This is a genomic window from Amycolatopsis sp. NPDC004378, from assembly GCF_053602455.1.
This window is the reverse complement of record NZ_JBSGDR010000010.1, coordinates 146,305-172,458: the sequence shown is the minus strand read 5'-3', so window position 1 is coordinate 172,458 and position 26,154 is coordinate 146,305. Positions and strand designations below refer to the sequence as shown.

Genomic DNA, 26,154 nt, shown 5'->3' with positions numbered 1-26,154 from the left:
GCGCGTCGCCGAAGTTCGACAACGCGCAGGTCAGACGTCTATTTGGTAGGCGATCAAGCTGATGTGCGGAAACGGTCGCCAGTCCCGCTCGGCCAGCCGCGCGAACCCGAGGCGCTCGTAGAGCCGGTGCGCGCTGCGCATCTCGGCGAGACTGCTCAGCACGACCCGGCGAACGCCCAGCGCCCGCGCGCGATCGAGGACGGCCTTGGTCAACGCCTCACCGATCCCCTGGCCACGCGCCGACGGCGCGACAGCGAGCATCCGGAACTCCAGCTCGCCCGGACGTGAGATCTCGGCATAAGCCGAACCAGGCAGCACGACGGTCACCGTGCCGACCACGTCGCCGGAGCCGTCGACAGCGACCAGGACCTCGGCCAGCTCGACGCGCCGCGCGATGTCCCGCAGTTCCGCGTCGTACCCGACGTCGCCGGCCAAATGACCATCGACCTCGTAGGCCTGCACCGTGACTTCGCCCGCAGCGGCGTACTCCTCGGGCCGCGGCGGCCGGATCTCGACGTCACCCATCCGTTCCCCCAGTCTCGTCTTCGGCGGTCTCGTCGCCGGCCGGCAGCGCCACCTCCCGCGCCGCCTCAGGGCCCCGCTCCAGCAGGACGCGGAAGCCGGCTTCGTCGAGCACCGGCACCTTCAGCTGAACCGCCTTGTCGTATTTCGAACCAGGCGAGTCGCCGACGACGACGAACGCGGTCTTCTTCGAGACCGACCCGGCGGCCTTGCCGCCGCGGGCCATGATGACCTCCTTGGCCTCGTCGCGGGAGAAGCCGTCGAGCGAGCCTGTCACGACGATCGACAAGCCTTCGAGGTTGCGCGGGATCGACTCGTCGCGCTCCTCCTCCATCCGCACGCCGGCGCGTCGCCACTTTTCGACGATCTCCCGGTGCCAGCCGACCTCGAACCACTCCTGCGTCGCGTGCGCGATGGTCGGGCCGACGCCGTCGACGTCCGCCAGCTCCTCCTCGCTCGCCTGCTCGATGCGCTCGATCGAGCCGAACTCGCGCGCCAGCGCCTGTGCCGCGGTCGGCCCCACGTGCCGGATCGACAGCGCGACCAGCACCTTCCACAACGGCCGGTCCTTGGCGACGTCGAGGTTGGCGAGCAGCTTTCGCGCGTTCGCCGACAACTCTCCGGCCTTGGTCCGGAAGAGCTCCACCTCGGCGAGGCTGTCCTCGTTCAGGTCGAAAACGTCGCCCTCGTCGGCGACCACCCGCGCGTCCAGCAACGCGACCGCGGCCTCGTAGCCGAGGACCTCGATGTCGAAGGCGCCGCGCCCGGCGAGGTGGAAGAGCCGCTCCCGCAGCTGCGCGGGGCAGAACCGCGTGTTCGGGCAGCGGATGTCCTTGTCGCCTTCCTTCTGGTAGGCGAGCTCCGTGCCGCATTCCGGGCAATGGGTGGGCATGACGAACTCGCGTTCGTCGCCGGTGCGCGCGTCGACGACCGGCCCGAGGACCTCGGGGATGACGTCTCCGGCCTTCCGGATGACGATCCGGTCGCCGATGAGCACGCCCTTGCGCTTGACCTCCTCCTGGTTGTGGAGGGTGGCGCGCGCGACGGTCGACCCCGCGACCGTGACCGGCTCGGTGACCGCGAACGGCGTGACCCGGCCGGTCCGCCCGACGCCGACCTGGATGTCCAGCAGTGTGGTGATCGCCTCTTCCGGCGGGTACTTGTACGCGATCGCCCACCGCGGCGCGCGTGACGTCGTGCCTAGCCGGCGCTGCAGCGCGACCTGGTCGACCTTGATCACGACGCCGTCGATCTCGTGCTCGGCGTCGTGCCGGTGCTCGCCCCAGTAGGCGATGTGCTCGGTGAGCTCGTCCGCCGTCGTCAGCACCTTGCTGTACGGAGAGACCGGCAGGCCCCACGCGGCCAGCGCGTCGTACGCCTCCGACTGACGCTGCGGCTCGAAGCCCTCGCGCTTGCCGAGCCCGTGGCAGATCAGTCGCAGCCGCCGCTCACGGGTGATCCTGGGGTCCTTCTGCCGCAGCGAGCCGGCCGCCGTGTTGCGCGGATTCGCGTACGGCGGTTTGCCGGCTTCAACCATCTTCGCGTTCAACTCGAGGAAGTCCTCGACGCGGAAGTAGACCTCGCCACGGACCTCGACCAGGGCGGGTACCGGGAACTGGTCGGTGCCGGTCAGCGTCTGCGGCACCTGGTCGAGCGTGCGGACGTTGAGCGTGACGTCGTCACCGGTGCGGCCGTCGCCCCGGGTGAGCCCCCGGGTCAGGTGGCCGTTTTCGTACAGGAGGTTGATCGCCAGGCCGTCGATCTTCAGCTCGGCGAGGAATTCGGTGCGCCCGACCTCCTTCTCGACGCGCTCCAGCCACGCCAGGAACTCGTCCTGGTCGAACACGTTGTCCAGGCTGAGCATGCGCTCGAGGTGGTCGTACGGGGTGAAGTCGGTCGAGAACGTGCCACCGACCCGCTGGGTCGGCGACTCGGGCGTGACCAGGGCGGGGTGCTCGTCCTCGATCCGCTGCAATTCGCCCAGCAGCTCGTCGAACTGCCCGTCGGAGACGATCGGCGAGTCCAGGACGTAATAGCGGTACTGGTGATCGCGCACTTCCTCGGCGAGGGCACTGTGGCGCTCGCGCACGTCGGCCGGGACGTCGGCGACGTCCTCCGCGGCCACCGGGGCGTCGACCGCCGCAACTTGGTCCTGGGGAAGTTCGGTGCTGCTCACGGGTGGTAACCCTAGTCGGCGGCACCGACATTTTCGTCGGGTCCGCGGCCCAGCTCGCGGACCAGTTCACGGAACTCCAGAAGGGTGATCGCCCCGGTCGGCTCGGCCTCCGCGGTCTCTACGCGCCGTAACCGTTCGGCGGCGAGCCGTTCACCCAATGTCGCGTCGAGGGGCAGGAAGGTCATGGCCTGCCGGGCGGCTTCGTCGAGGTCGCCGAAACCGGGGTGGAAGACGGCGACGTCGACCACGCGCTCGTCCTCGTCGACCTGCGCGACGACCCGGACGTCGGCCAGCGCGATCCGCTGCTCGCCGAGGTTCACGGTCACCTCGGTCGGGTCGGGCACCGGTGGCACGGAGTCGTGGTACTCCCAGATCGCGTCGTCCGGCGGCGCGGCGGCCCGCCACGCGTCGGTGAACGGGCGGACTTCCGGATCCTCCTGACCCGTCACGACCAGGGCGTAGATCGCCTGACGACCACGTTCGAGCGAGAAGTGCAGCCGCGGGTGCAACGCCTCGACCAGCTGGCAGAGCTCGTGCTCGACCCGGTGCGGCTCGCCTTCGCCGAGCGCCGCGCTGACCATCGGGAGCAGGTCGTACCAGCCGAGCCAGAACGCCTCGGCGGCGGCTGCAGGGTCTGCCGGCACGTGCTGCTCGGGCCACGCGGTGCGCGGGTCGGGCGGGTCGGCGGCGGCGGTCTTGCGACGGAACAGGCGCATGGTTACGGGTGGTCCTCGTTTGGTCGGCTACCCGACACGCTACTTACCGAGCCGGGTGGACGTCGGCGAGTTGCCGGATTCCGTCACCAGCCTTCGGGAGGCTCCACGAAAGCTTTGCCGAGGTCGCGCGTCAGGGACAAGGCACGCCGCATCCATTCCGACGTGGCGCCGGCGAGGCCACAGGCAGGGGTCGGCACCGCCCGCTCGGCGAGGACACTGCGGTTGAAGCCGAGCCTATCGGCCAGCCGGAACGCGGGCTCGCCGACGTCCTTCAGGGCCAGGCGGGACGCGGGCGCCGTCGACGGGACCGCGCCGAGGAAAAGTGTCGCTCCGCCGTCCCAGACTTCGCCGATCTCGTCGAGGAACTCGGCGGAGGCGCCGTCGAGCGCGGCGAGGTCGAAGGCAACGGCGTCCGCGCCGGCTTCGCGCAGCAGGCCGAGCGGCGGTTTCGCGGCGCAGCAGTGCACGATCACCGGCTGTCCGGTGATCCCCTTCGTCCCGTCGATCATCGTCGAAAGCAGGTCACGGGCCTCGGGTTCCGGCACCGCCGCGACGTTCCCGTAGCCGGAGGGCGTCGACAGGCCGCCCGCGAGCACCGCGGGCAACGACGGCTCGTCGAACTGGACGACCACGGGCGCGCCGGTCCTGGCCTGAACCTCGGCGACGTGTCCGGCGAGACCGTCCAGCAGAGACGACGTGAAGTCCCGCAGGGCGCCGTGGTCGGTGAGTACCCGATGTCCTCGGGGCAGCTCGATCCCGGCACCCAGTGTCCACGGGCCGGCCAGCTGGATCTTGAAGACCGGCGGCGTGGCTCCGGCCTTCTCGCGCGCCTCCTGCACGGCGTCGAGATCCCAGCGAAGCAGGTCGACGGCCCGGCGGTGCTCGTGCCCCGGCCGCCCAGTCACGCGATAGCCGCTCGGTACGACCTCGACGGCCAGGTCCACCAGCAGCGCGGCCGTGCGGCCGAGCATGTCCGCGCCGACGCCGCGAGCCGGCAGCTCGGGCAGGTGCGGGAAGTCCGGCAGCTCGCCGAACACGATCGCCGCCGCTTCCGCGGGGTCCGTGCCCGGCATCGAACCGATCGCCGTCGCGGCGCCACTGGGCCAAACTCGCTCACTCACGACCCCCGATTCTGGTCGACCACCCGCCGACGGCGCCGACCGGGCTGCCGCAGCGGCCCGCCCGGATGCAGACATTCGCCGCATTTGCCTTTACCGGCACCGCTCAGGGGTCCGCGCGGATAGGCTCACCCGCCATGACGAGTTCGCCACCGCAACCGGGCTGGTATCCCGACGCGCGGGACCCCCGTCTGCACCGCTGGTGGGACGGCCAGGCGTGGACAGCCAACACCCGACCGGCCCACCAGGCCTCGCCCGCGAGCGACTCCGAGCCGATCGAGCTGGACATCGAGCGGGCCCACGACCCGTCGCGGATCCAGAACCAGGTCAACCGCGCGACGCGCGGCCGGGGCACCGGGCGCACCGGCGGCGGGACTCTCTTCACCGAGCCGGTCCTGGTGGTCAACCAACGCGCCAAGCTGATCGAGATGGCCAACGAGTTCGGCGTCTTCGACCAGCACGGCAACCGCATCGGCGGCGTCGTCGAGGTCGGCCAGAGCACGCTGAAGAAGGCGATCCGGCTGCTGACCAACTACGACCAGTTCCTGACCCACAAGTTCGAGGTCCGCGACGCCAACCACAGCACCGTGCTCAAGGTGACCCGGCCCGCCAAGGTCTTCAAGTCGCGCTTCCTCGTCACGCGGGCCGACGAGACGCCGATCGGCGAGATCGTTCAGGAGAACGTCTTCGGGAAGATCCGCTTCGGCTTCGTGGTCGACGGTCGCACGGTCGGCGGGATCTTCGCCGAGAACTGGCGCGCCTGGAACTTCTCGATCCGGGACCACGCCGAGAACGAGGTCGCGCGGGTGACCAAGACGTGGGGCGGGTTCATCAAGGCCGCCTTCACCACCGCCGACAACTACGTCGTCGAGATCCCCCACCCGCTGCCGGATCCCCTTGCCAGCATGGTGGTCGCCGCCGCCCTCACGATCGACACCGCCCTGAAGCAGGACACCAACTGAGCGAGTGACCGGCGTCTCAGCCCCTCCAGGTGGACAGCGGGCCCGGCACGGCTCAGGGTGAAGAAAGGCCGGGACGACGGAGTCTCGCCGGGACGGAGGTCACCGTGGAACCGTTGCCGGAAAGCAGCGACAGGAACTGGACCGAGCCCGGAATCTACGAGGTCTCCGCCGGCGTCTACCGGATCCCGTTGCCGCTGCCCAATGACGGTCTCCGCGCGGTCAACGTCTACGCGGTCACCGACGGCGAGAAGCTCGTCCTGGTGGATTCGGGCTGGGCGTTGACCGTGGCCCGGGAGCAACTCGCGAACGCGCTCGGCGGGATCGGCGCGGAACTGGCCGACGTCAGCGAGTTCCTGGTGACCCACGTGCACCGCGACCACTATTCGCAGGCTGTCGTCCTCCGCCGCGAATTCGGCTCGAAGATCGCCCTGGGCCAGGACGAAGAGCCGTCGCTCAAGGTTTCCGGCAACCCGGACCGGCTGCCGATGGAAGCCCAGGTCGATCTGCTGTTCCGGGCCGGCGCCGGCGACGTCGTCGAAGCGCTGGCCCGCGAGTTCGGAGCGAACCGGCGCCACACCGAAGCCGATCTCTGGGAAGCGCCCGACGAGTGGCTGACCCCGGGGCGGCGCCCGATCCTCCCTGGACGGGAGTTCGACGTCGTCGCCACTCCAGGACACACCTCGGGCCATGTCGTCTTCGTCGACGACACCGCCGATCTCCTGTTCTCCGGCGACCACGTGCTCCCGCACATCACCCCCTCGATCGGCTTCCAGCCGGTGCCGGCGGAACTGCCGCTCAACGACTTCCTCGGCTCCCTGCGCCTGGTGCGCGCGATGCCGGACCGCCGCATGCTTCCCGCACACGGTCCCGTGTCGCAAAGTGTGCACACGCGCATCGACGAGCTGCTGGAACACCACCGGCAGCGTCTCGAGACGATCGGCTCGCAGATCGTCGCCGGCGCGACCACGGCGTCCGAAGCCGCACACCGGATCGGCTGGACCCGCCGCAACCGCAAACTGTCCGAAATGGACGCGTTCAACCAGATGCTCGCGGTCCTCGAGACGGCCGCCCACCTCGACCTGTTGGTCTCCCAGGGCAAATTGACGGCCCAGACCGTCGAAGGCGTTCGGCACTACGCGACTTCCTGACCGGCGTCGCACACCGCGGGTAGCCACGTCGTAGCAGATACGTCACCCGAACGGCTTCCTGCATACTGGGTGAAATGGATGTCATCAGACGTGCCAGGGCGACGGACATCGAGGCGCTCGTGCGCCTGTTCGGCGCACCGGGCGAGCCGCTGGCAGCCGCACTCCGGGAGCTCATGGCCACCCCGCACGTCACGCTGGTCGTCGCCGAAGACGACAACGGCGTCGCCGGCACCGCGCAACTCACGGTGTTGCGGGGACTCGCGTGGGACGGAGCGACTCGTGGCCTGCTCGAAGGCATCCGCGCCGCCCGTCGTGGTGTGACCAGCGCGCTCCTGACCTGGGGCATCGACGAAGCCCGGCGACGCGGATGCACCCGGCTCCACCTCGATTCCGGCCTCGCGCGCGCCGACCTGCGAGACTTCTACGCGCGTTTCGGGTTCGAGCACAGCTACCAAGGTTTCAGCCGCACCCTGTGATACTCACGCCGTGACCGACTACACCATCCGCAAGGCACGCCGCGACGACGTCGAGGCGATTGTGCGCATGCTGGCGGACGACCAGCTCGGCGCGACCCGGGACGACCCGGAAGACCTCGAGCCCTACCTGCAGGCTTTCGCGGAAATCGAAGCGGATCCGCACCAGCTTCTGATCGTCGCGGCTTCCGACGACAAGCCGGTCGGGACGTTGCAGCTGACGATCATCCCCGGCCTCGCCCGGCGCGGCGCGCTCCGCGGCCAGATCGAAGCCGTCCGGATCCACGCCGACCACCGGGGTTCCGGGCTGGGCGCCGACCTCATGCGCTGGGCGATCGACGAGTCCCGGCGACGCGGATGCGCATTGGTCCAGCTCACCTCGGACGTGTCCAGGACCGGAGCACACCGGTTCTACGAGCGCCTCGGCTTCGTCCCGAGCCACACGGGGTTCAAGCTCAAGCTCTGAGTGCCGACGGCCGCCAGCGTTCGCCGACAGCAAACTATCCACATTGGACACTGGCTCAACCACACCTCCTCCGGATCGGCGGCCCCACACGGTCGCGCACGCGAACCATTCCCAATCAATTCGAGTTAGTCAAGTCGCGAAGGGCGCGAAAGGGCCGTTCGCTCCCTTTCGCCACCCATTCCCGCGAACCTCGGTGACATTTCTTGCGGAGACCCGTACGGTCGGGTTCATGTCATCTACACAACCGCTGCGCAACCTTGCCCAGCAAGCCGGCAACGCCGACGACAAGCTCCCCGCTGCCCTCAGAGCGCTCCGCTCCGAGCCGGATACGTTGCAGCATATGAAGGATGAGCAGGTCGTCGACCTCATCCGCGTCACCGACGCCGAGATTTCCAAGCTGCAAGCGCTGCAGCTACGGGCGATCGCGAATCTGAGCGTGCGCCGGAGACGGGCGCCCAGCGCGGCTTCCGAAGTGGCGTTGGCCCTGTCCATAACAGAACACCGTGCCGCCACAATGGTTTCGGCGGCGAACGCGCTGATCGCCCGGCTTCCTCGCATGCTCAACCTCATGGACGACGGCAGGCTCGACCTCTATCGCGCCATGAAGGTCACCGACGCCACCTCATGGCTGTCGAAAGACCACGCACGTGTCGTCGATGCGACGCTCGAGGACCGGGTTCCTGACCGGAACGCGACCCAGGTTCGCCGGGCGGCGGCCTATGCGGCGGCGAAAGTGGATCCCGAAGGCGCCGCACAACGCACCGAACGCAGCTTTGTCGAGAGACGGCTGGCTTTGCACCACCAAGACACTGGCGTGACGAGCCTGTCGGTCAACAACGCACCCACCGAGAAGGCCAGCGCGGCCTACGCACGGATCGATCAGGCTGCTCGCGCGCTGAAGACCCCGGACGAGTCCCGGACGCTGGATCAGCTCAGAGCGGACGTGGCGATGGACCTGTTGCTCAGCGGTACCGGCGGCCCGAACGAGCGTGCCGAGGTGTTCCTGCACGTCGACCTGGGCACGTACACCGGCATGAACGACCTCCCGGCCGTCTTGGCGGGCCGAGGCCCTGTGGCGGCGTCAGTGGCCCGCCGCATCATCGGTGGATCCGACGCGACGCTTCGGCGAGTGCTCACCGACCCCCGCACCGGCGAGGTGACCGAGCTGTCGCCGACGCGGTACCCGCTGGACCCGGCGCACGACGAGTTCATCCGGGTCAGAGATCGCGAGTGCCGACAGCCTGGATGCACCCGTCCTGCGCAGAATTGCGCGGTCGACGCGACCCCGGCGCGGGGCGAGGCCAACGAGCCCTCGAGCCGGCCGGTGACGTATTGCGCGCGCCACCGCAGGCTGAAGAACCAGCCCAACTGGGATTACGACGTCGCACCTGACGGCACTCTGAACGTCTCTACACCCGCCGGCCTCATGCACTCGTCCACGCCACCGTCGATACATTCCGACCGGCTGGCGAGCTGAACGCGCGACGCACGGGATTGCTCCACGCTCAGCGCGTGCCCGAGATCTTCGCGCTGCCCAGGACGATGTCCCCGCCCTCGTCGTCCGGCCGGTAGAGCACGACGACCTGGCCCGGAGCCACTCCGCGCAGCGGTTCACGCAGCTGCACCGTCATAGCGTCGGAAGCGACGTCGGCCACTGCCTCGACGATGCCCCCGTGGGCCCTGACCTGGACGACGCATTCAGTCAGCCCGGTCAACGCCCGACCGCTGGGCCAGATCGCGCGATCGGCCTCGATCACCTGGACCCCGAGCCCGGCTGCGGAACCGACCTTGACGGAACCGGACACGGGCTCGAGCGACAGGACGTATCGAGGGCGGCCATCAGGCGCCGGAGCGTCGATCCCCAGTCCCTTACGCTGGCCGACGGTAAATCCGTGGACCCCGGTGTGCCGGCCGAGCACCGCGCCGGTTTCGGCGTCCACGAGCTCGCCGGGCCGCTGTCCGAGCCGGTTTTCCAAGAACTTCTTGGTGTCACCGTCCGGGATGAAGCAGATGTCGTGGCTGTCAGGCTTGTTGGCGACGGACAGACCCCGCCGCTCGGCCTCGGCGCGCACGTCGGTCTTCCACGAACCGCCCAGAGGGAACATGGCGTGGCTGAGCTGCTCCGCGGTCAGGGAGGCAAGCACGTAGGACTGGTCCTTGCCGCTGTCCGCGCTGCGCCGCAGCTCGGGCACGCCGTCGACCACGGAGAGACGTGCGTAGTGGCCTGTCGCGACAGCGTCGAAGCCGAGCGCCATCGCCTTCTCGAGGAGCGCCTCGAACTTGATCTTCTCGTTGCAGGTGACGCACGGATTCGGCGTGCGGCCGGCGGCGTATTCGCCGACGAAAGTCTCCACGACCTCTTCGGTGAACCGCTCAGCGAAATCCCAGATGTAGAACGGGATCCCGAGGATGTCGGCGGCCCGCCGGGCGTCGTGGGAGTCTTCGATCGTGCAGCAGCCGCGGGAGCCGGTCCGCAGGGTGCCCGGTTTGGCTGACAGAGCCAGGTGCACTCCGACGACGTCGTGCCCGGCGTCGACTGCACGCCCCGCAGCGACGGCCGAATCCACTCCTCCGCTCATCGCGGCCAAAACCCGCATTGCCTTACACCTCTTGCTTCTGGGTCTGCTTGCGCATTCCGGCTAGACCGGCCTGTCGGGCGCGCGTAACGACTCCGCCGATTTCGGCGGCCACTGCCTCGATGTCTGCGGCGGTGGTTGTGTGGCCGAGGGAGAAACGGAGCGAGCCCCGGGCCGCCGCAGGGTCGGCGCCCATGGCGAGCAGCACGTGACTCGGCTGGGCGACGCCCGCCGTGCACGCGGACCCCGTCGAGCATTCGATGCCCTTGGCGTCGAGCAGCATCAGCAGGCTGTCGCCGGCACAACCCGGGAAGGTGAAGTGGGCGTGGCTCGGCAGCCGTTCGCCGTTTCCGCCGTTGAGCACGGCGTCGGGTACTTCGCGCTGGATGACCTCGATGAGGCCATCGCGGAGCTCCTCGACACGCTTCGCGTATTCGGCTCGGGAGCCGACGCTGGTTCGAACGGCCGCGGCGAAACTGACGATCGCCGGGACGTCGAGCGTGCCGGACCGGACGCTGCGTTCCTGTCCCCCGCCATGCAGCAAAGGCACACAAGTCACGTCGCGGCCGAGCAGGAGAGCTCCGACACCGAACGGACCACCCAGCTTGTGCCCTGTGAGGGTGAGCGCGGCGGCGCCGCTGGCTGCGAAGTCAACGGGGACGGCGCCGACGGCCTGGACCGCGTCAGTGTGAAGCGGGATGTCGAACTCCGCGCAGACCGCGGCCAGCTCGGCGATCGGGTTGATCGTGCCGACCTCGTTGTTGGCCCACATCACGGTCACCAGTGCGACGGACTCAGGATCCGCAGCGATGGCGTTGCGGAGGACCTCAGGCGAGACGCGGCCCTCACTGTCGACATCCAGCAGCGTGACTTCGGCGCCGCAGTGGGATTCGAGCCATTCGACGGTGTCGAGCACCGCGTGGTGCTCTGCCGCGCCACACAGGATGCGGGTGCGCTGCTCCTGCTCGTCGTGGCGGGCCCAATAGATGCCCTTGATCGCCAGGTTGTCGCTCTCCGTGCCGCCGCCGGTGAAGATCACCTCGGACGGACGGGCACCCAGGGCGTCGGCGATGGTCTCGCGGGCTTCCTCGACCATCCGCCGAGCGCGGCGGCCCGAAGAATGCAGCGCTGAGGCGTTGCCCACGTTGGACAGCGCCTCGGTCATCGCCGCTACGGCTTCGGGCAACATCGGAGTGGTCGCCGCGTGGTCGAGATAGGTCATCGCCCCTTCAGGGTAGTCCGCTCCATCGCGTGACGAAGCCCACCCTGGCCCTCGGAGTGGGCTGTCACACCTTCGACGGCCAACGTCCGGTCAACTGGACGCCCAGCAGCGCCAGCGTCACCAAGGCCACGGTGAGCAGGGCCATCGCCGGCGACGGGTGCAGAACCGAGCCGACCACGCCGAGCAAGACGCCACCCAGGCCGATGAGCAGCGCGGAGCCCACCCAATCGGCCAGCTGCATCGCCGACGTGTTGAAGCCTCGCTCGCCTTCGGGTGAATAGCGGAGCAGCAGGACGGAGATCGCGGGCATCGCGATCCCCATGCCCGCGCCGCCGACCGCGCAGGCCACGAACGCCGGCCAGGCAGGGAACCAGGGCTGGGACACCAGGCCGAAGCAGACGAGTCCGGCCGCGACCAGCCAGAACCCCGTGCGCAGCGATGCCTCCCGCGACCAGTTGAGGAACCGGCCTTGCGCTGCTGAGGCCGCGGACCAGCCCAGCGCCGTGATGGTCAGGGGCAGGCCGGCGAGCGCGGGGCTGTAGCCGTGGACCGCGCTCATCGTCAGGGGCAGGTATGCCTCCATCCCGGCATAGGCGCCCGCGATCAGGGCGCGGGAAGCGACGACCGTCGGCAGGCCGGGACGCGAGGAGAGAGTTCCGGTCGGCAGGAGCGTCCGGAGCGCGTAGCCCAGGGCCAGCAGCCCGGCGGTGCCGTAGGCGAGCGCCAGAAGTGATTGATGCTGGGCCGCCCACGTCAGGGCAGCGACGCCGAGAGCCGCGATGACCGCCTGGACCACACCCGCGCGGCGGCCGTCTGCCGAGGGCGTGTGAGCAGGGAGGTGCCGCACGACCACCACGAGCATCGCCACCCCGACGACCACCAGCGGGACCAGGCCGAGGAAGACCCAGCGCCAGCCGACGCTGACTGTCACCAGTCCGGCCACCGACGGGCCGATCACCGCCGGCAGCACCCAGGCAGCGGCGTTCGCCGCGTAGATCACCGGGCGCTCCTGGTCGGTGAACGTCAACGCGATCAGGAGCGACACCGAGACCAGGAGCAGCCCGGAGCCGAAGCCCTGCAGCGCGCGGCCGAGGAGGAACGTCGGCATCCCGCTCGCCGTCCCCGCAACGACCAGGCCCGCCGCGAACAGCACCGGACCTGCGAGCAGCGCCGGCGCGGGGCCACGGCGGTCGCCGAGCCGGCCGGACAGCACCGTCGCGACCACGCTCGAGATCAGGAAGATCGTGAACGGCCACGAGTACAGCGACAAGCCGTGAAGGTCGGCGACCAGGGTCGGCATCGCCGTCGCGACGCCCATGTTCTCGAACGCGACCAACGTGACCACGAGCAGCAGAGCAATCGTGGTCAGGCGGTGTTCCGCCGTCCAGAGCACGCGGCGGCGGGGTGCGGAATCGAGCGTCGAGGCCATGATCAGCAGCGTGCAATCTCCAGCCCGCTCGAGGTCAAGCCATTTTCAGGCCGAGCGACGCGCCATCGGCTCGAGGCGAATGTCGCGCGCCAGAGCGGCGGCCTCACCGCGGGAGCTCACTCCCAGTTTGTCGAGAAGGTTGCGGACGTGGAACTTCACCGTGTGCTCGCTGAGCTGCAGCTGCTCGGCGATCTGCCGGTTGCGCAGGCCTTGCGAGATCCCGGTCAGGACCTCGACCTCGCGCGAGTTGAGCCGGTCGAGGGGACGCAGCTCAGGCGGTTCGGCGATGCCGAGCGGGAGCACGGCGGCGACCGTCGTGCCCCAGCCGGGCACCGCGTCGACCTCCCAGTGACCACCGAGCGTGGTGAGCCGCTCGGACAAGCCCCTGGCCGGGATCGCGTCGGCGACTTCGGGGCTGTCGTCGCGGACCGTGATGCGCAGCACCGAGCCGTCCAGCCGCCACGACGCCCGCAGACGCGTGGTCGCCGGACGGTCCAAGGCGGCGAGCACCAGGCCCCGGGTCAGCGTCCGCGCCGTGTGGGCGATGTCCTGCGGAAGTGACGCGTCGCCGACCGGGTCGACGAGGTCGACGTCGACCTCCGTGTGACGGACCAGGTCGGCGAGCTGGGTCCTCAGCGCCGCGAAGGCCGCGCCCGCCCGCTCTTCGGACAGGGCCTGGTCGCGGTCGACGACGCCCTTGAGTTCGAGCAGCGCGTCGGCGGCGAGGTCGACCGCGGTGCGGCGGGCGACGTCGTCGGAGAGGCGTCCGGAGCGGAGGACCGCCAGAAGCGTGGTCAGGGTCGCCGCGTGGGTCTGGCCGAGGTCCGTGATCGCCTGGGCCCGCGCCGTGGCGGCCGCGAGGTTGCCGGCCAGGACGTCCGGGCCCGGATCGGCCGCGCGCTGGCCGGCGTCCGTGCTCAGGACGTGCCACAGCTGGGCGGCGAGCCCCAGTTCGGCGATCGGCAGCTCCCCCTCCTCCGGCACCACGACGAGCACCGCACCCTTGCCGACCGCCGGAATCGACGAAAAAAGAACCAGACGACGCTCGACGCCGCCCAGGACGCCGTCGAGCACGACCGGCTTGCCCGGCTTCGCGCGATCGACCAGCCGTTGCAGCTCGGCGCTCGTCACGGCTTGGGCGATTGCCTGGTCACCGACGACCTTGAGCGGGCTGCGGGGACAGTCCCCCGTCTGCATGGCGACGGCGTGGTGCGGAATCAGCTTCCGCAGCTCGGCCGAGAACCGGAGGAGCAGGTGTGGCCGCGGCGCGGACAGCAGCCGCTCGACGACGTCCAGCACGTGCCGCGGATCCGACCAGGAAGCGTCCATGGGTCCAAGGTAGGCACGCTCGCGTTCCGGTGGCCTGCTCGTCCGGCTAGTGAACACTGCTCGTCCGAGTGGTTCGGCGGGAATACAGCGCGGGTTGACTCGTTGGGGAGGACATTCGAAGTCACAGACTCGAGGAGCGCAGAGACCACCATGCGAGCGATCACCTTCTCCGCTTACGGCGGGCCGGACGTCCTGCAGCCGACCGAGGTTCCCGTGCCGGAACCCGGCCCCGGGCAAGTACGGCTGGCCGTCCGCGCCGCCGGGATCAACCCGATCGACTGGAAGATCCGCAACGGCTACATGCAGCAGAACTTCCAGGTCCCCTTCCCGCACATCCCCGGCTTGGAGGTCGCCGGTGTCGTCGACGCGGTCGGCGAGGGCGCCGAGTTCGCCGTCGGGGACGAGGTGTTCGGCTGGTCCGAGACGGGCGCCTATGCCGAGTTCGCGCTGGCGAAGGCGCTCGCGCCGAAGCCCGCGAGCATCTCGTGGGCGGACGCGGCGGCGTTGCCCGTCGCCGGCGAAACGGCGCTTCGCGTTCTCGGGCTGCTGAAGGTCCGCGAAGGCGACACGCTGCTGATCAACGGCGCCAGCGGCACCGTCGGCCGGTTCGCCGCGCAGGTGGCCGTGGCCCAGGGCGCGACCGTCATCGGCACCGCCGGCAGCCGGAACCTCGACGACCTGAAATCGCTGGGTGTCGTGCCGGTCCTCTACGGCGACGGCTGGCTCGAGCGAGTCCGCGAGGCCGCGTCCGGGCAGGTCGACGCCGTTTTCGACGCAGCCGGACACGGCATACTGCCGGGGTCGGTCGAGCTGCGCGGCACGAAGGACCGGATCGTCACCATCGCCGACGCCGCGGCCTTCGAGCTGGACATCCCGTTCTCCAGCGGCGGCGAACAGTCGCGTGAGGTCCTGACGACGATCGCCGGCTGGGTGACCGACCGCGGGGTCGGCATCGCGCAGGGCAAGAGCTACCCGCTCGCCGACGCGGCCGCCGCGCAGATCGAGAGCGAGAACGGGCACCCCGGCGGGAAGCTCACCCTCGCCGTCAGCTGAACGGCGAACAGGCCCGTCACCGGATCGCGGTGACGGGCCCGTTCGCGACAAGAACGAAACGCCTGCCAACCCGGGCCTGTCGCCGGATCGCGGCGACAGGGCCCGGATCACTTCGCGGGAGGCGAAGCCAGTGGGGCCGGCGCCGGCTGCGGACGCGCGGCGCGACGGCGCTGCTGACCCGGGATCTTCACTGTGCCCAACGCCGAATGCACCGATGCCTCGGCCAGTGCGGCGAGCTCGCGGCGATTCTCCGCACGGCCCGGCGCGATCTCCGGGCAGATGTGGATCTCGAGCACCAGCCCGCGCAGGGCCGCGACCCGGCGCAGGGACGCGATCAGCGACTCCGGGCCGATGAACGCCGGGCGGCTCGTCTCGCGGCCGTCCGCCAGGCGGTACCGCAGGGCGATCGGGCGGACCGGGACGCCGCCGTCGATGGCCGCCTGGAACGTCGCCGTCGTGAACCGGCCGGACGCCAGGCCGCACCAGGTCGTCCCTTCCGGGGTCACGCTCACCAGTGACCCCGTCCGCAGCGCGTCGGCCAGCGAAGCCATCGTGGCCGGCAGCGTCGTCAGCCGCTCGCGGTCCAGGAAGATACTGCCGCCACGGCGGACCAGGCCGCCCAGCACCGGCCAGCCCGCGATCTCCGTCTTGGCCAGCGCGCGCATCGGTCGCAGCGCGTTGATCGCCACGATGTCCAGCCACGAGATGTGGTTGTTGACCACCAGCGCGCCACGGCCGGCGGGCGCGGTCAGGAAGTCGTCGCCGCCCCGGATGTCGAGCCGGACGCCGAACGCCCGCAGCACGCCGCGGAAGATCAGCCGGACCCGGCGCTCACGGCCCCACGACACCAGCAACAGCGGCGCGGAGAGCAGCGCCGCGACGACGACCGCGATCGCCGCGGTGAAGCGCAGCACGCGCCGCGGGAAGCCGACGACCGGGTCGCCGTCGGTGAGACAGCCGTCGCCGCAGGGCGATTTCGGCATCCACGCGTGGCTCATACCTGGACTCCGAGGAAGAACTTCAGGTACCGCTCGTCGACGTTGTGCAGGTCCAGCACGACGAAGAAATCCGCGACGCCGAAGTCGGCGTCGAGGGCGGGTGGGCCGTAGGCCTTGGCGCCGAGCCGGACGTAGCCTTTGATCAGCGGCGGCAGCGTCGCCCGCGCCGGCCGTTCGATCTCCGAGGCGTCCCACGGGATCAGCGGCGAGACACGCGCGGCTTCGGGCGCGTAGTGCTTCGTGCGCAGGACATCCCAGACGCCGGCGGCGAACGACCCGCCGTCGACAAGCGGGACCGACGCACAGCCGGCGAGGTAGCGGTGGCCCGAAAGGAGCATGTAGCGGGCGATCCCGGCCCAGACCAGGCTCACGACGGCGCCGCTGCGGTGGTCCGGGTGCACGCACGACCGGCCGGTCTCGACCAGGTGCGGACGCAGAGCGTCGAGCGCGCTCAGGTCGAACTCGCTGTCGGCGTAGAGCTTTCCGGCCTGCGTGGCGCGCTCGGGCGGCAGCATCCGGTAGCAGCCGACGATCTCGCCCGTGTTGTCGTCGCGGACCACGAGGTGGTCGCAGAACTCGTCGAACTCGTCGACGTCGAGCCCGGGCGTCGGCGAGTGCAGCCGCGCGCCCATTTCCTCGGCGAAAACCCGGTGCCGCAGTTTCTGCGCGGCGACCACTTCGTCGTTCGCGTGGGCGACGAGGAGGGAGTACCGGGGAGCGTCCGCGGGGAGATCGACACCCGCCTGATCAGTGCTGACGAGGAGCTGTGACGTCGTCATGGTCAAGGTGTACCTGCGCGAGGAAACCGCGAAGAGTGCCAACCGATGACCGATTAGTGCACGTTCCGTTAATTGCGGGTTCTCAGGCTTCTCTCAGGTCACGAAGACGCGCGAAGGGCCTTCCGGGCGCACCCGGAAGGCCCTTCGGAGCAACGATCAGCCCTTGCGCTTGTCGACCGCTTCGGTCAGCTGCGGCGCGACGTTGAACAGGTCGCCGACGATGCCGTAGTCGGCGATCTCGAAGATCGGCGCCTCCGGGTCCTTGTTGACGGCGATGATCGTCTTCGACGTCTGCATGCCGGCGCGGTGCTGGATCGCGCCGGAGATGCCGAGGGCGATGTACAGCTGCGGCGACACGGTCTTGCCGGTCTGGCCCACCTGGAACTGCGCCGGGTAGTAGCCGGAGTCGACCGCGGCACGCGACGCGCCGACAGCCGCGCCGAGCGAGTCGGCCAGCTTCTCGACGACGTCGAACTTCTCCGCCGAACCGACACCGCGGCCACCGGAGACCACGATCGAGGCCTCCGTCAGCTCCGGACGGTCACCGCCGGTCACCGGCTCGACGCCCGTGATCTTGGTCGACTTCGCCGCGTCGGTGGCGGGGAGCTCGACGGTCTCCTCGGCCGCCGCACCCTCGGCGGGCTCGGCCTCGACCGCACCCGGACGGATGGAGACGACCGGCGCGCCCTTCGCCGACTTCGACTTCACCGAGAACGCGCCACCGAAGATGGACTGGTCGATGACGCCGTCGCCGTTGACGCCCACGGCGTCGTAGATCAGGCCGGAGCCCAGGCGCACGGCCAGGCGGGCCGCGACCTCCTTGCCCTCACCGCTGGCCGTGACGAGCACCGCGGCCGGGGACGCCTGCTGCGCGAGCGCGGCGAGCACGTCCACCTTGGGCGTGACCAGGTAGTTCGCGGCGTCGTCGCCTTCCGCGACATAGACCTTGGCGGCGCCGTGCGAAGCCAGCGCCTGCTTCGCCTTGGCGGCGGTGCCGGTCGGGCCGACGACGACTGCCGACGGCTCACCGAGCGCGCGGGCCGCGGTCAGCAGCTCGAGCGTGACCTTCTTGACCTCACCGTCGACGTGGTCGACGAGGACGAGTACTTCAGCCATGGTTCTTGTTCCTCCTCGAAGAGCCGTTGTCAGATGAGCTTCTGGCCGACCAGGTACTCGGCGACCTTGGTGCCGCCGTCACCCTCGTCCTCGACCTTCTCGCCGGCGGTGCGCGGCGGCTTCGGCGAGGACTCGGTCACGGTGGACCACGCGTTGCCGAGGCCGACCTCGCCCGCGTCGACGCCCAGGTCGGCGATGGTGAAGGTCTCGACCGGCTTCTTCTTCGCGGCCATGATGCCCTTGAACGACGGGTAGCGCGGCTCGTTGATCTTCTCGCCGACGCTGACCACGGCGGGCAGGTTCGCCTCGAGGTGGGTGAGGCCGTCTTCGGTCTCGCGGGTGGCCTTGATGGTCGACCCGTCGACGCTCAGCTCGCGCACGTAGGTGACCTGCGGCAGGCCCAGCAGCTCGGCGAGGATCGCCGGGACGGCGCCGCCGCGGCCGTCGGACGACTCGTTGCCGGCGATGACCAGATCGAAGCCTTCGACCTTCTGGATCGCGGCGGCGAGCACCTTGGCGGTGGCGATCGCGTCGGAGCCGTGCAGCGCCTCGTCGGAGACGTGGATGGCCTTGTCGGCGCCCATGGACAGCGCCTTGCGGATGGCGTCGGTCGCGCGGTCCGGGCCCACCGAGATCACGGTGACCTCGCCCTCGCCGGCTTCCTTGATCTTCAGCGCCTCTTCGACGGCCTTCTCGTTGATCTCATCGAGCACGGCGTCGGCGGATTCGCGGTCAAGGGTGTGGTCGGACCCGTTGAGCTTCCGCTCCGAGTAGGTGTCCGGTACCTGCTTGACCAGGACGACGATGTTGGTCATGGGTCTGCTTCGACCTCCCGGTTCGTGGCCCGCGGTCGACCACGGGACAGTGCTCTACTGGCCGGTAGATTAGGGCCAATCGGCGCGCAGGACCCGCCGAGGTGACGCCATTCACCTGGATGCGCAATCTAATGGGACCATCGTCCCGGTAGTCGACCGGTTACCCCGCCCGAACCGCCGTTCGTCCGATCGGACCAACCGCGGCCTACTCCCAGTAGGTCGTGAGGAGTTAACCTCCCGCACCATGCCCGCGCGCATCGCCGTCATCACCGACTCGAGCTCCTGCTTGCCCGACATCGTCGCCTCCCGCTGGGCCATCGGCGTCGTCCAGATCCAGCTGAACATGGGTGGTCAGTTCGACGACGAAAACCGCTTCGACCGCGAGAAGGTCATCGACGCACTGAGAGCCGGGGAAATCCTCACCACCTCGCCCCCGGATCCGGGGGCGTTCTTCTGGACGTACCAGGAAGCGGCCGCCTCGGGCGCGACCGCCATCGTCAGCGTCCACATCTCCGGCCGCATGTCCGACACCGTCCGCGCGGCCCGGGAGGCCGCCCAGCAGGTCCGCATCCCGGTGCACATCCTCGACAGCCGCACCACCGGCATGAGCCTCGGCTTCGCCGCGATCTCCGCGGCCCGGGCGGCCGCCGCCGGCGCGGACGCCGGCCGCGTCATCGAAGCCGCCGAACGCCGGTGCTTCACGAGCACCGAGTTCATCTACGTCGACACCCTGGAGTACCTCCGCCGCGGCGGGCGGATCGGCGCCGCGCAGGCGATGCTCGGCAGCGCGTTCTCGATCAAACCGCTGCTCACGGTCAAGGACGGCGAGGTCGCGCCGCTCGCCCGCGTCCCCGGCACGCGGCGGGCGCTGGCCAAGATGGTCGACCTCGCGGTGAAGAAGTCCGGCGGCTTCCGCGCCGACATCGCCGTGACCCGGTTCGGCGCCAGCGACCACGAGCTCGAAATCGGCCGACAGATCGAACGCCGGGTGCCGGCGATGGCCGAGAGCATGGTCGTCGAGGCGAGCACGGTCATCGGCGCGCACCTCGGCCCCGGCGCGCTCGGCATCACGGTGTCGCCGGTGTACTGACCCGGCGTCCCGGAACGGCCAGGAGCACGAGCGGCACCAGCACGGTGAGCCCCGTCAGCCCGATGATCAGCACCTGGTCGATCAGTTCGAAGTGCCTGACGTGCCCGACGTGGTAGACGAAGTGCGGAACGCCGTAGAGCAGCGCCGCGACCGAAGCCAGCCGGGCAGCGGCTGTGGTACCGATCACTGCGGCGCCGATCAGCGTCGCCGCGAGCCCCAGGTTGAGGCCGCCGAAGTCGCGCAGGAGGTGCTCGTTGAAGGCGCCGTCCATCGAGACCCAGCCCGTGCGGACGCCGGGAAAGTCCTGGTAGAAGCCGGTTGGCGTGATCAATGGCCACAGGCCGATCGGAACCTCGACGAGGCCGAAGACGATGAGCAGTACGCGGGTGATTGTCCGTTGCATGACCACGGAACGAGACGGCCGGGCCGGACGTGACACCCGCTAGGGTCGCGCAGGTGACCACCCCAGCCACCCGCGCGGAGGCGCTGCACCTGACCGGCGAGCGGACCGTCCCCGGCATCGCCGAGGAGAATTACTGGTTCCGCCGCCACGAGGCCGCGTACCTCGCTCTGCTGCCCTATTGCGCGGACGCGTCGGTGCTCGAGGCCGGCTGCGGCGAGGGCTACGGCGCGAGCCTGCTCGCGACGAAGGCCCGCCGGGTGCTCGCGCTGGACTACGACGTCCCGACCACTGAGCACGTCGCCCGCCGCTACCCCGAGGTCGCCGTCGCACGGGCGAACCTGGTGCACCTGCCGGTGCGCGACGGCGTGGTCGACGTCGTGGCCAACTTCCAGGTCATCGAGCATCTGTGGGACCAATCCGGGTTCCTCTCCGAGTGCCGGCGGGTGCTGAAGCCGGGCGGACGCCTGCTGGTCACGACGCCGAACCGGCTGACCTTCACCCCGGACAGCGACACGCCGCTCAACCCGTTCCACACCCGCGAGCTGGCGCCGGCCGAGCTGGCCGGACTGCTCACCGACGCCGGATTCGTCATCGAGACGCTGCACGGCCTGCACCACGGCGAGGCCGTGCGCGCGCTGGACGAGCGGTACGGCGGCTCGATCATCGACGCCCAGCTCGACGTGGTCATGGGCGAACTGCCCGGCCAGGCCGTCTGGCCCGAGGCGCTGCTCGCCGACGTCGCCGCGATCGAGGCGACGGGTTTCGCCATCCACGGCGACGACCTCGACGCCAGCCTCGACCTGGTCGCCGTGGCGGTGCGCCGATGAGCGAAGGCACTTTTTGCCTGGTCCTGCACAGCCACCTGCCGTGGCTGCCGCACCACGGGAGCTGGCCGGTCGGCGAGGAATGGCTCTACCAGGCGTGGGCGCATTCCTACCTGCCGATGGTCGACCTGCTGGAGCGGTTCGCCGCCGAAGGCCGTCAGGACGTCCTGACGCTGGGCGTCACACCGGTGCTCGCCGCGCAGCTCGACGACCCGTACAGCATCCGCGCGTTCCACGACTGGCTCGGCCACTGGCAGCTGCGCGCCCAGCACGCGTCGACACTTTGGTCGGATGATCCGCTCCTTCGCGAACTCGCGGCGGCCGAGCACCGGACCGCCGTCCGTGCGGCCGAGGAGCTCGGCACCCGCTGGCGGCACGGCTTCTCCCCCATCCTGCGGTCGCTGGTCGACAGTTCGACGATCGAACTGCTCGGCGGCCCGCTGGCCCACCCCTTCCAGCCGCTCCTGGACCCGCGGGTGCGCGAATTCGCGCTGAACGCCGGCCTCGCCGACACGGCGCTGCGGGTCGGATCGCGCCCCGAGGGGATTTGGGCGCCGGAGTGCGGCTACGCGCCTGGTATGGAAAAGGACTACGAGGCCGCCGGCGTCCGGCGGTTCATGGTCGACGGGCCGTCGTTGCGCGGCCGGACGTGGGCGGCGCGGCCGATCGGCGACAGCGACGTGGTCGCTTTCGGACGAGACCTCGAAGTCACCTACCGCGTGTGGTCGCCGAAGGCCGGATACCCAGGTCACGCCGCCTACCGCGACTTCCACACCTGGGCGCACGAGGTCGGGCTCAAGGCGTCCCGCGTCACCGGCAAGACGGTCGAGCCGCCGGACAAGGCGCCGTACGACCCGTCACTGGCCGCGGACGTGCTGGGGCTGCACGTCAAGGATTTCGTCGACACCGTCGTGACGCGGCTGCGTTCACTAAAGGCGCAACACGGGCGTGAGGCGCTCGTTGTCGCCGCGTACGACACGGAGCTGTTCGGCCACTGGTGGCACGAAGGACCGGCCTGGCTGGAGGGCGTGCTGCGCGCACTGCCCGAAGCCGGCGTCCGGGTCACCACGCTCAAGGGCGCCCTCGACGCCGGGCTCGTCGGCGAGCCGATCGACCTGCCCGCGTCGTCGTGGGGGTCGGGCAAGGACTGGCGCGTCTGGGACGGCGAGCAGGTCAAGGACATGGTCGACGCCAACGCGGCCCTGCAGGAACGGTTGCTCTCGCTCGTGGCCGGTTTGCCGACCACGGCCCGCGACACGGTCGCCGACCAGGCCGTGGCCGAGGCGATGCTGGCGCTGCAGAGCGACTGGGCGTTCATGGTCACCAAGGACTCCGCCGCGGACTACGCGCGTCGTCGCGCGGCGGTGCACACCGAGCGCTTCGACGCCTTGGCCGGGTTGCTGCGGCGCGGCGACCGGGCGCGAGCCGAGGAGCTCGCGGCCGCTTACCGCGCCGACGACGGACCGTTCGGGCACCTCGACGCCCGGGCACTGAAGCACGACTGAGAGGAACTCATGGGGATCCACGAAATTCCGGTCAAGACCCTCGACGGGCAGGACAGCTCGCTCGGCTCGCTCGCCGGCAAGGTGCTGCTCGTGGTCAACGTCGCGTCGAAGTGCGGCCTGACCCCGCAGTACTCCGGCCTCGAGCGGCTGCAGGAACGCTTCGGCGGCCAAGGCTTCTCCGTCGTCGGTTTTCCGTGCAACCAGTTCGCCGGCCAGGAGCCGGGCAGCGCGGAGGAGATCCAGACGTTCTGCTCGACGACCTACGGCGTCACGTTCCCGCTGTTCGAGAAGATCGACGTCAACGGCGAGGATCGGCACCCGTTGTACGCCGAGCTGACCAAGACGGCCGACGCCGACGGCGAGTCCGGCGACGTCCAGTGGAACTTCGAGAAGTTCCTCGTCGGCGCCGACGGCGAGATCCTGGCCCGGTTCCGGCCGCGCACCGAGCCCGAGGACGAGAAGGTCGTCAAGGCCATCGAGGCGGCGCTCCCGGCGTGACGAAGGTGGGGGACGGCTGTCCCCCGCCTCCCCAGGAGTTCACCGGATCGACGGACTCCTGCGACCATCCGGGTATCACGGAAACCGAATCGAAAATGATTCCCATGAGCCGGTAGATCGAATCCCGGGTGATCACCCTGCCGTTTTCCGTTCACCGCACCGAATACTTTTCACGACGCCAATCCGGCGCCGAACTGCGGAGAAGGGATCATGGGATGACTACCTCCAGACGCCGGGCCGCGCTGGCCGCGTTCCCCGTGGCGCTCGGGCTGCTGCTGGCCGGTCCCGCGGTGGGCACCGCGTCGGCCGCGCCGTCGTCCGACGCCGCCGGCCAGGCCCGCCACTGCATCCTGTGCGTGGGCGACCACCATCACCACGGGCACATCCACCTGCTGGGCCTGCACCTCGGACTCTGGCTCTAGCTTCCGGACACGCCGGGGCGGCGTGCAACCGCCCCGGCGCGGCACCGTTCACAAGCCGAGCTGCTCGCGGCCGACCGCGGTGAGGTCGTCGATCGTGGCGCGGCCGGCCCAGTTCACTTCGTAGTCTTCGGGCGCGAAATCGCCCGGGCTTGCACCCGCGAGAAACGCGCGGCCGCATTTCTCGGCGTAGGCCGCGTTCTTCGCGCAATGCGGGCTCGCCGGGATGTACATGACGTTTCCCCAGCGGGCCGGATTGGTGCCGTCGGCGACCGAGTGGATGACATCGCCGTGCCACCAGACCGTGTCGCCCGGCTCGACGTCCGGGATCGAGGTCTGCGCGGGCAGCAGGTCGGCGTGGTACTTGTCGCTCACCGGCAGGGCCTGGCCGTTGATCGCGCCACAGAGGTCGTCTTCGGGGATGTTGTCCTGCAGTGCGCGAAGGAGCACGTAGACGATCGCCGACGGGATCGGGACCACGTGCAGCACACCGTCGCCCTGGCGCATTTCCGACAACGCCGTCCACCCCTGGAAGGTGCGGAACGCCGAGCACATCACCGTCGACGGATATTCGTCGACTTCGGTGCGATAGGCGCCGTCCCACGGGTCGTAGGCCCGCCAGTTGCCGTCGAAGACGTGGCGGAAGACCCGCTGGTACGCGGGCAGCAGCCAGCGTTCGACCGAACCGGAGTCAGTGTGGGCGGACAGGCCCAGCGACGCCGAACCCGGCGCGCGGCGGCGGATGCGGTCCGGGTAGGCCGTGTCGCGATCGGGGTCGAACCAGACGCGGCCTTCGGACTCGTGCCGCCAGAAGGAGTTGAGGAATCGCCGGACGGTGACCATGTGCTCGTGCTGGCGGGCCTGGATCTGCGGCTTCGACCAGTAGACCGGGTAGATCTGCGGCTGGCTCGAAGCGAGGCCGGCGAAGACGTCGTCGGCCGGGCCCTGGTAGGTCCCGGCGAAGTCGTTGTCGGCGAGGTACGCGGCGAGTTCGGCGTCCCAGGCTTCGGCCGTTTCGCGCGCGAAGGTGCCTTTGACGACGGCGCAGCCGCGGCGCCGGATGGCGTCGAGCGTCCGCTGCGAAACGGCCCCGTCGGCGATGTCGCGATAACGGACGACGGGATAGGCGTCCTGGTCGGCGGCGACGGCGTCGACCTCCCGTCGTATCCGATCGCGGACTTCGGCGAACACGCCGGCGACGTCTCCGATCCGGGCGCGCAGTTCCTGCTTGGTCCGCGAGATGGCTTCGGACATGTTCGCGGGCAGTTCCGTGGTCGTCATCGATGTCCTCGCGATCTTTTGGTTAGGACTCCTTACTAGAATGTCCCGGCTACGGTAACCCGTGACCGATCCCGCGACAAGAGGTGCGATGACCGACCCCGACCGGCCGCTTCCGCGCCTGGCGATGCTGCGGGCGATGACCGACCGCGCGGTGCTCGACCAGGTCTTCGTCCACGGGCGGACCACGCGCGCCGAGCTCGCCGCGACCACCGGGATCTCGAAGCCGACCATCTCCGAGTCCGTCCGCCGGCTGGAGAACGCGGGCGCGTTGCGCGCCACGGGCACCGACCAGACCGGCCGCCGCGGCCGGATCGCCACGTTCTACGAGCTGGCCGCCGACGCCGGCCGGGTCGTCGCCGCGGAGGTGAACCAAGAAGGCATCCGGACGGTGACGACCGACCTGATCGGAACGGTCATGGCCACCGATCGCCGCCCACCGGACGACCGACCGGTCACCGCCGCGGTGCGGGAAGCCGTCGCCGCGGCGCGCGATGCCGGGTCCGGGCCGGTTCGGGCGACCGCTATCTCGGTGGCCAACCCGGTCGACCCGGTCACGCACGAGGTCGTCGCGCTGCCGGGGTCGCCGTTTCCCGAAGGGAGTCTCCGGGCCGACGAGATCGGACGGGACGTCCTCCTCGACAACGACGTCAACTTCTCCGCTTTGGCCGAGCGACGGGAGGGCGCGGCGCGGGAGGCGAAGAGTTTCGCCTACGTCTACATCGGCGCCGGGCTCGGAGTCAGCCTCTACGTCGGCGACCAGCTCGTCCGGGGCGCGCACGGGCTGGCGGGCGAGATCGGCTACCTGGACAGCTCAGGTTCGACGCTCGCTTCAGCGCTCGCCGACCAAGGTTTCGGCAGGTCGGACGCGCCTTCACTGGACGTCGGCGCGATTTTGACCACGCTCGACCAAGCGGACGGCGATGCCGTGGCCGCCGAACGACTACGGCTCCTCGGCGCGACGCTCGGACGGGCCGTGGCCGCGATCTGCACCATCGTCGATCCCGATCTGGTGCTGCTGGGCGGGCCGGCGGGGAACCGTCCCGGGCTCGTCGCCGAAATCCGGCGAACGGTCCACGCGGCTGCGCCGGGACCAGTCCGGATCGAGCCCGGGGCGGTGACCGACTCGGCGGCGCTCCGCGGGGCGCTGTTGTCGGCGCTCGACCACGGACGGGACAGCCTGGTCAGGGCTGTCGGCGAAAGCTGACCACGCCGTTTCCGCCGCACGACCTGCCGAGG

The 26,154-nt window shown here is 70.0% G+C and carries 26 protein-coding genes; 12 read left to right on the top strand and 14 right to left on the bottom strand.

Annotation, left to right across the window (positions count from 1 at the left end; all coding sequences use genetic code 11):
* Nucleotides 1-30 precede the first annotated feature (30 nt).
* From ACWEN0_RS27705 to ACWEN0_RS27690, 4 genes are all read right to left on the bottom strand, one after another.
* Nucleotides 31-525 carry a GNAT family N-acetyltransferase gene (locus tag ACWEN0_RS27705; RefSeq protein WP_451979516.1) on the bottom strand — a complete coding sequence of 165 codons (495 nt, stop codon included), beginning with the start codon at nucleotides 523-525 and terminating at the stop codon, nucleotides 31-33.
* Nucleotides 518-2,698, bottom strand: coding sequence for an NAD-dependent DNA ligase LigA (gene ligA, locus ACWEN0_RS27700; RefSeq protein WP_451979513.1), 2,181 nt, complete (start codon nucleotides 2,696-2,698; stop codon nucleotides 518-520). Before ligA ends, ACWEN0_RS27705 begins: the two co-directional genes overlap by 8 nt.
* 11 nt (nucleotides 2,699-2,709) lie before the next feature.
* Nucleotides 2,710-3,414: a hypothetical protein gene (locus tag ACWEN0_RS27695; RefSeq protein ID WP_451979510.1), complete on the bottom strand. Its 705-nt coding sequence runs from the start codon at nucleotides 3,412-3,414 to the stop codon at nucleotides 2,710-2,712.
* Between the two features lie 83 nt (nucleotides 3,415-3,497).
* On the bottom strand, nucleotides 3,498-4,535 hold the full coding sequence (locus ACWEN0_RS27690) for a methionine synthase (RefSeq protein ID WP_451979507.1): 1,038 nt from the start codon (nucleotides 4,533-4,535) through the stop codon (nucleotides 3,498-3,500).
* A gap of 134 nt (nucleotides 4,536-4,669) precedes the next feature.
* Here ACWEN0_RS27690 and ACWEN0_RS27685 point away from each other — a divergent pair, with 134 nt between their 5' ends.
* The 5 genes from ACWEN0_RS27685 (at nucleotide 4,670) to ACWEN0_RS27665 (ending at nucleotide 9,058) form a co-directional block, all read left to right on the top strand.
* Entirely contained in the window at nucleotides 4,670-5,494 is an 825-nt protein-coding gene (locus ACWEN0_RS27685) for a phospholipid scramblase-related protein (RefSeq protein WP_451979504.1), read from the top strand.
* 104 nt (nucleotides 5,495-5,598) lie between these two features.
* Nucleotides 5,599-6,642, top strand: coding sequence for an MBL fold metallo-hydrolase (locus tag ACWEN0_RS27680; protein WP_451979501.1), 1,044 nt, complete (start codon nucleotides 5,599-5,601; stop codon nucleotides 6,640-6,642).
* Between the two features lie 74 nt (nucleotides 6,643-6,716).
* Complete coding sequence (locus ACWEN0_RS27675) at nucleotides 6,717-7,118, top strand: GNAT family N-acetyltransferase (RefSeq protein WP_451979498.1); 402 nt, start codon at nucleotides 6,717-6,719, stop codon at nucleotides 7,116-7,118.
* 10 nt (nucleotides 7,119-7,128) lie between these two features.
* Nucleotides 7,129-7,581: an N-acetyltransferase family protein gene (locus ACWEN0_RS27670; RefSeq protein WP_451979495.1), complete on the top strand. Its 453-nt coding sequence runs from the start codon at nucleotides 7,129-7,131 to the stop codon at nucleotides 7,579-7,581.
* Nucleotides 7,582-7,810: 229 nt separating this feature from the next.
* Nucleotides 7,811-9,058 (top strand): DUF222 domain-containing protein, encoded by a 1,248-nt coding sequence (locus ACWEN0_RS27665; protein ID WP_451979493.1) that lies wholly within the window; start codon nucleotides 7,811-7,813, stop codon nucleotides 9,056-9,058.
* Between the two features lie 28 nt (nucleotides 9,059-9,086).
* On the opposite strand, the gene mnmA is transcribed toward ACWEN0_RS27665, so the two are convergent.
* The 4 genes from mnmA to ACWEN0_RS27645 all read right to left on the bottom strand — a co-directional run bounded on the left by mnmA (nucleotide 9,087) and on the right by ACWEN0_RS27645 (nucleotide 14,137).
* Nucleotides 9,087-10,178, bottom strand: a complete 1,092-nt coding sequence (mnmA, locus tag ACWEN0_RS27660; protein ID WP_451979490.1) for a tRNA 2-thiouridine(34) synthase MnmA — start codon at nucleotides 10,176-10,178, stop codon at nucleotides 9,087-9,089.
* A 4-nt stretch (nucleotides 10,179-10,182) separates the two neighbouring features.
* Nucleotides 10,183-11,379 (bottom strand): cysteine desulfurase family protein, encoded by a 1,197-nt coding sequence (locus tag ACWEN0_RS27655; protein ID WP_451979487.1) that lies wholly within the window; start codon nucleotides 11,377-11,379, stop codon nucleotides 10,183-10,185.
* Nucleotides 11,380-11,443: 64 nt separating this feature from the next.
* Nucleotides 11,444-12,808, bottom strand: a complete 1,365-nt coding sequence (locus ACWEN0_RS27650) for an MFS transporter (protein ID WP_451979484.1) — start codon at nucleotides 12,806-12,808, stop codon at nucleotides 11,444-11,446.
* Nucleotides 12,809-12,853: 45 nt separating this feature from the next.
* A complete protein-coding gene (locus tag ACWEN0_RS27645) occupies nucleotides 12,854-14,137 on the bottom strand; it encodes a helix-turn-helix transcriptional regulator (protein WP_451979481.1) in 1,284 nt (427 codons plus the stop codon).
* A gap of 150 nt (nucleotides 14,138-14,287) precedes the next feature.
* Between ACWEN0_RS27645 and ACWEN0_RS27640 the strand changes: the two genes are divergently transcribed.
* Nucleotides 14,288-15,190, top strand: a complete 903-nt coding sequence (locus tag ACWEN0_RS27640; protein WP_451979478.1) for an NADP-dependent oxidoreductase — start codon at nucleotides 14,288-14,290, stop codon at nucleotides 15,188-15,190.
* Between the two features lie 107 nt (nucleotides 15,191-15,297).
* Here the strand turns inward: ACWEN0_RS27640 and ACWEN0_RS27635 are convergent, their stop codons facing one another.
* From ACWEN0_RS27635 to ACWEN0_RS27620, 4 genes are all read right to left on the bottom strand, one after another.
* Nucleotides 15,298-16,188, bottom strand: a complete 891-nt coding sequence (locus ACWEN0_RS27635) for a lysophospholipid acyltransferase family protein (protein ID WP_451979475.1) — start codon at nucleotides 16,186-16,188, stop codon at nucleotides 15,298-15,300.
* Entirely contained in the window at nucleotides 16,185-16,967 is a 783-nt protein-coding gene (locus ACWEN0_RS27630; protein WP_451979472.1) for a GNAT family N-acetyltransferase, read from the bottom strand. The genes ACWEN0_RS27635 and ACWEN0_RS27630 overlap by 4 nt, the downstream gene beginning before the upstream one ends.
* A 156-nt stretch (nucleotides 16,968-17,123) precedes the next feature.
* Nucleotides 17,124-18,083, bottom strand: a complete 960-nt coding sequence (locus ACWEN0_RS27625; protein ID WP_451979469.1) for an electron transfer flavoprotein subunit alpha/FixB family protein — start codon at nucleotides 18,081-18,083, stop codon at nucleotides 17,124-17,126.
* Nucleotides 18,084-18,112: 29 nt separating this feature from the next.
* A complete protein-coding gene (locus ACWEN0_RS27620) occupies nucleotides 18,113-18,898 on the bottom strand; it encodes an electron transfer flavoprotein subunit beta/FixA family protein (protein ID WP_451979466.1) in 786 nt (261 codons plus the stop codon).
* Nucleotides 18,899-19,142: 244 nt separating this feature from the next.
* On the opposite strand from ACWEN0_RS27620, the gene ACWEN0_RS27615 reads away from it, so the two are divergent.
* Entirely contained in the window at nucleotides 19,143-19,988 is an 846-nt protein-coding gene (locus tag ACWEN0_RS27615; protein WP_451979463.1) for a DegV family protein, read from the top strand.
* Here the strand turns inward: ACWEN0_RS27615 and ACWEN0_RS27610 are convergent.
* A complete protein-coding gene (locus tag ACWEN0_RS27610; RefSeq protein WP_451979460.1) occupies nucleotides 19,966-20,391 on the bottom strand; it encodes a hypothetical protein in 426 nt (141 codons plus the stop codon). The two genes, ACWEN0_RS27615 and ACWEN0_RS27610, sit on opposite strands and share 23 nt — an antisense overlap.
* 53 nt (nucleotides 20,392-20,444) lie before the next feature.
* On the opposite strand from ACWEN0_RS27610, the gene ACWEN0_RS27605 reads away from it, so the two are divergent.
* From ACWEN0_RS27605 to ACWEN0_RS27590, 4 genes are all read left to right on the top strand, one after another.
* On the top strand, nucleotides 20,445-21,218 hold the full coding sequence (locus ACWEN0_RS27605) for a class I SAM-dependent methyltransferase (RefSeq protein ID WP_451979457.1): 774 nt from the start codon (nucleotides 20,445-20,447) through the stop codon (nucleotides 21,216-21,218).
* Nucleotides 21,215-22,720, top strand: coding sequence for a 1,4-alpha-glucan branching protein domain-containing protein (locus tag ACWEN0_RS27600; RefSeq protein WP_451979454.1), 1,506 nt, complete (start codon nucleotides 21,215-21,217; stop codon nucleotides 22,718-22,720). Before ACWEN0_RS27605 ends, ACWEN0_RS27600 begins: the two co-directional genes overlap by 4 nt.
* Nucleotides 22,721-22,729: 9 nt before the next feature.
* Nucleotides 22,730-23,218 carry a glutathione peroxidase gene (locus tag ACWEN0_RS27595; RefSeq protein ID WP_451979451.1) on the top strand — a complete coding sequence of 163 codons (489 nt, stop codon included), beginning with the start codon at nucleotides 22,730-22,732 and terminating at the stop codon, nucleotides 23,216-23,218.
* Between the two features lie 215 nt (nucleotides 23,219-23,433).
* On the top strand, nucleotides 23,434-23,640 hold the full coding sequence (locus ACWEN0_RS27590; protein ID WP_451979448.1) for a hypothetical protein: 207 nt from the start codon (nucleotides 23,434-23,436) through the stop codon (nucleotides 23,638-23,640).
* A gap of 48 nt (nucleotides 23,641-23,688) precedes the next feature.
* Here ACWEN0_RS27590 and ACWEN0_RS27585 read toward each other — a convergent pair whose 3' ends face one another.
* On the bottom strand, nucleotides 23,689-24,918 hold the full coding sequence (locus ACWEN0_RS27585) for a YbiU family protein (RefSeq protein WP_451979445.1): 1,230 nt from the start codon (nucleotides 24,916-24,918) through the stop codon (nucleotides 23,689-23,691).
* A gap of 88 nt (nucleotides 24,919-25,006) precedes the next feature.
* On the opposite strand from ACWEN0_RS27585, the gene ACWEN0_RS27580 reads away from it, so the two are divergent.
* Nucleotides 25,007-26,122 (top strand): ROK family protein, encoded by a 1,116-nt coding sequence (locus ACWEN0_RS27580; RefSeq protein ID WP_451979442.1) that lies wholly within the window; start codon nucleotides 25,007-25,009, stop codon nucleotides 26,120-26,122.
* Nucleotides 26,123-26,154 lie beyond the last annotated feature (32 nt).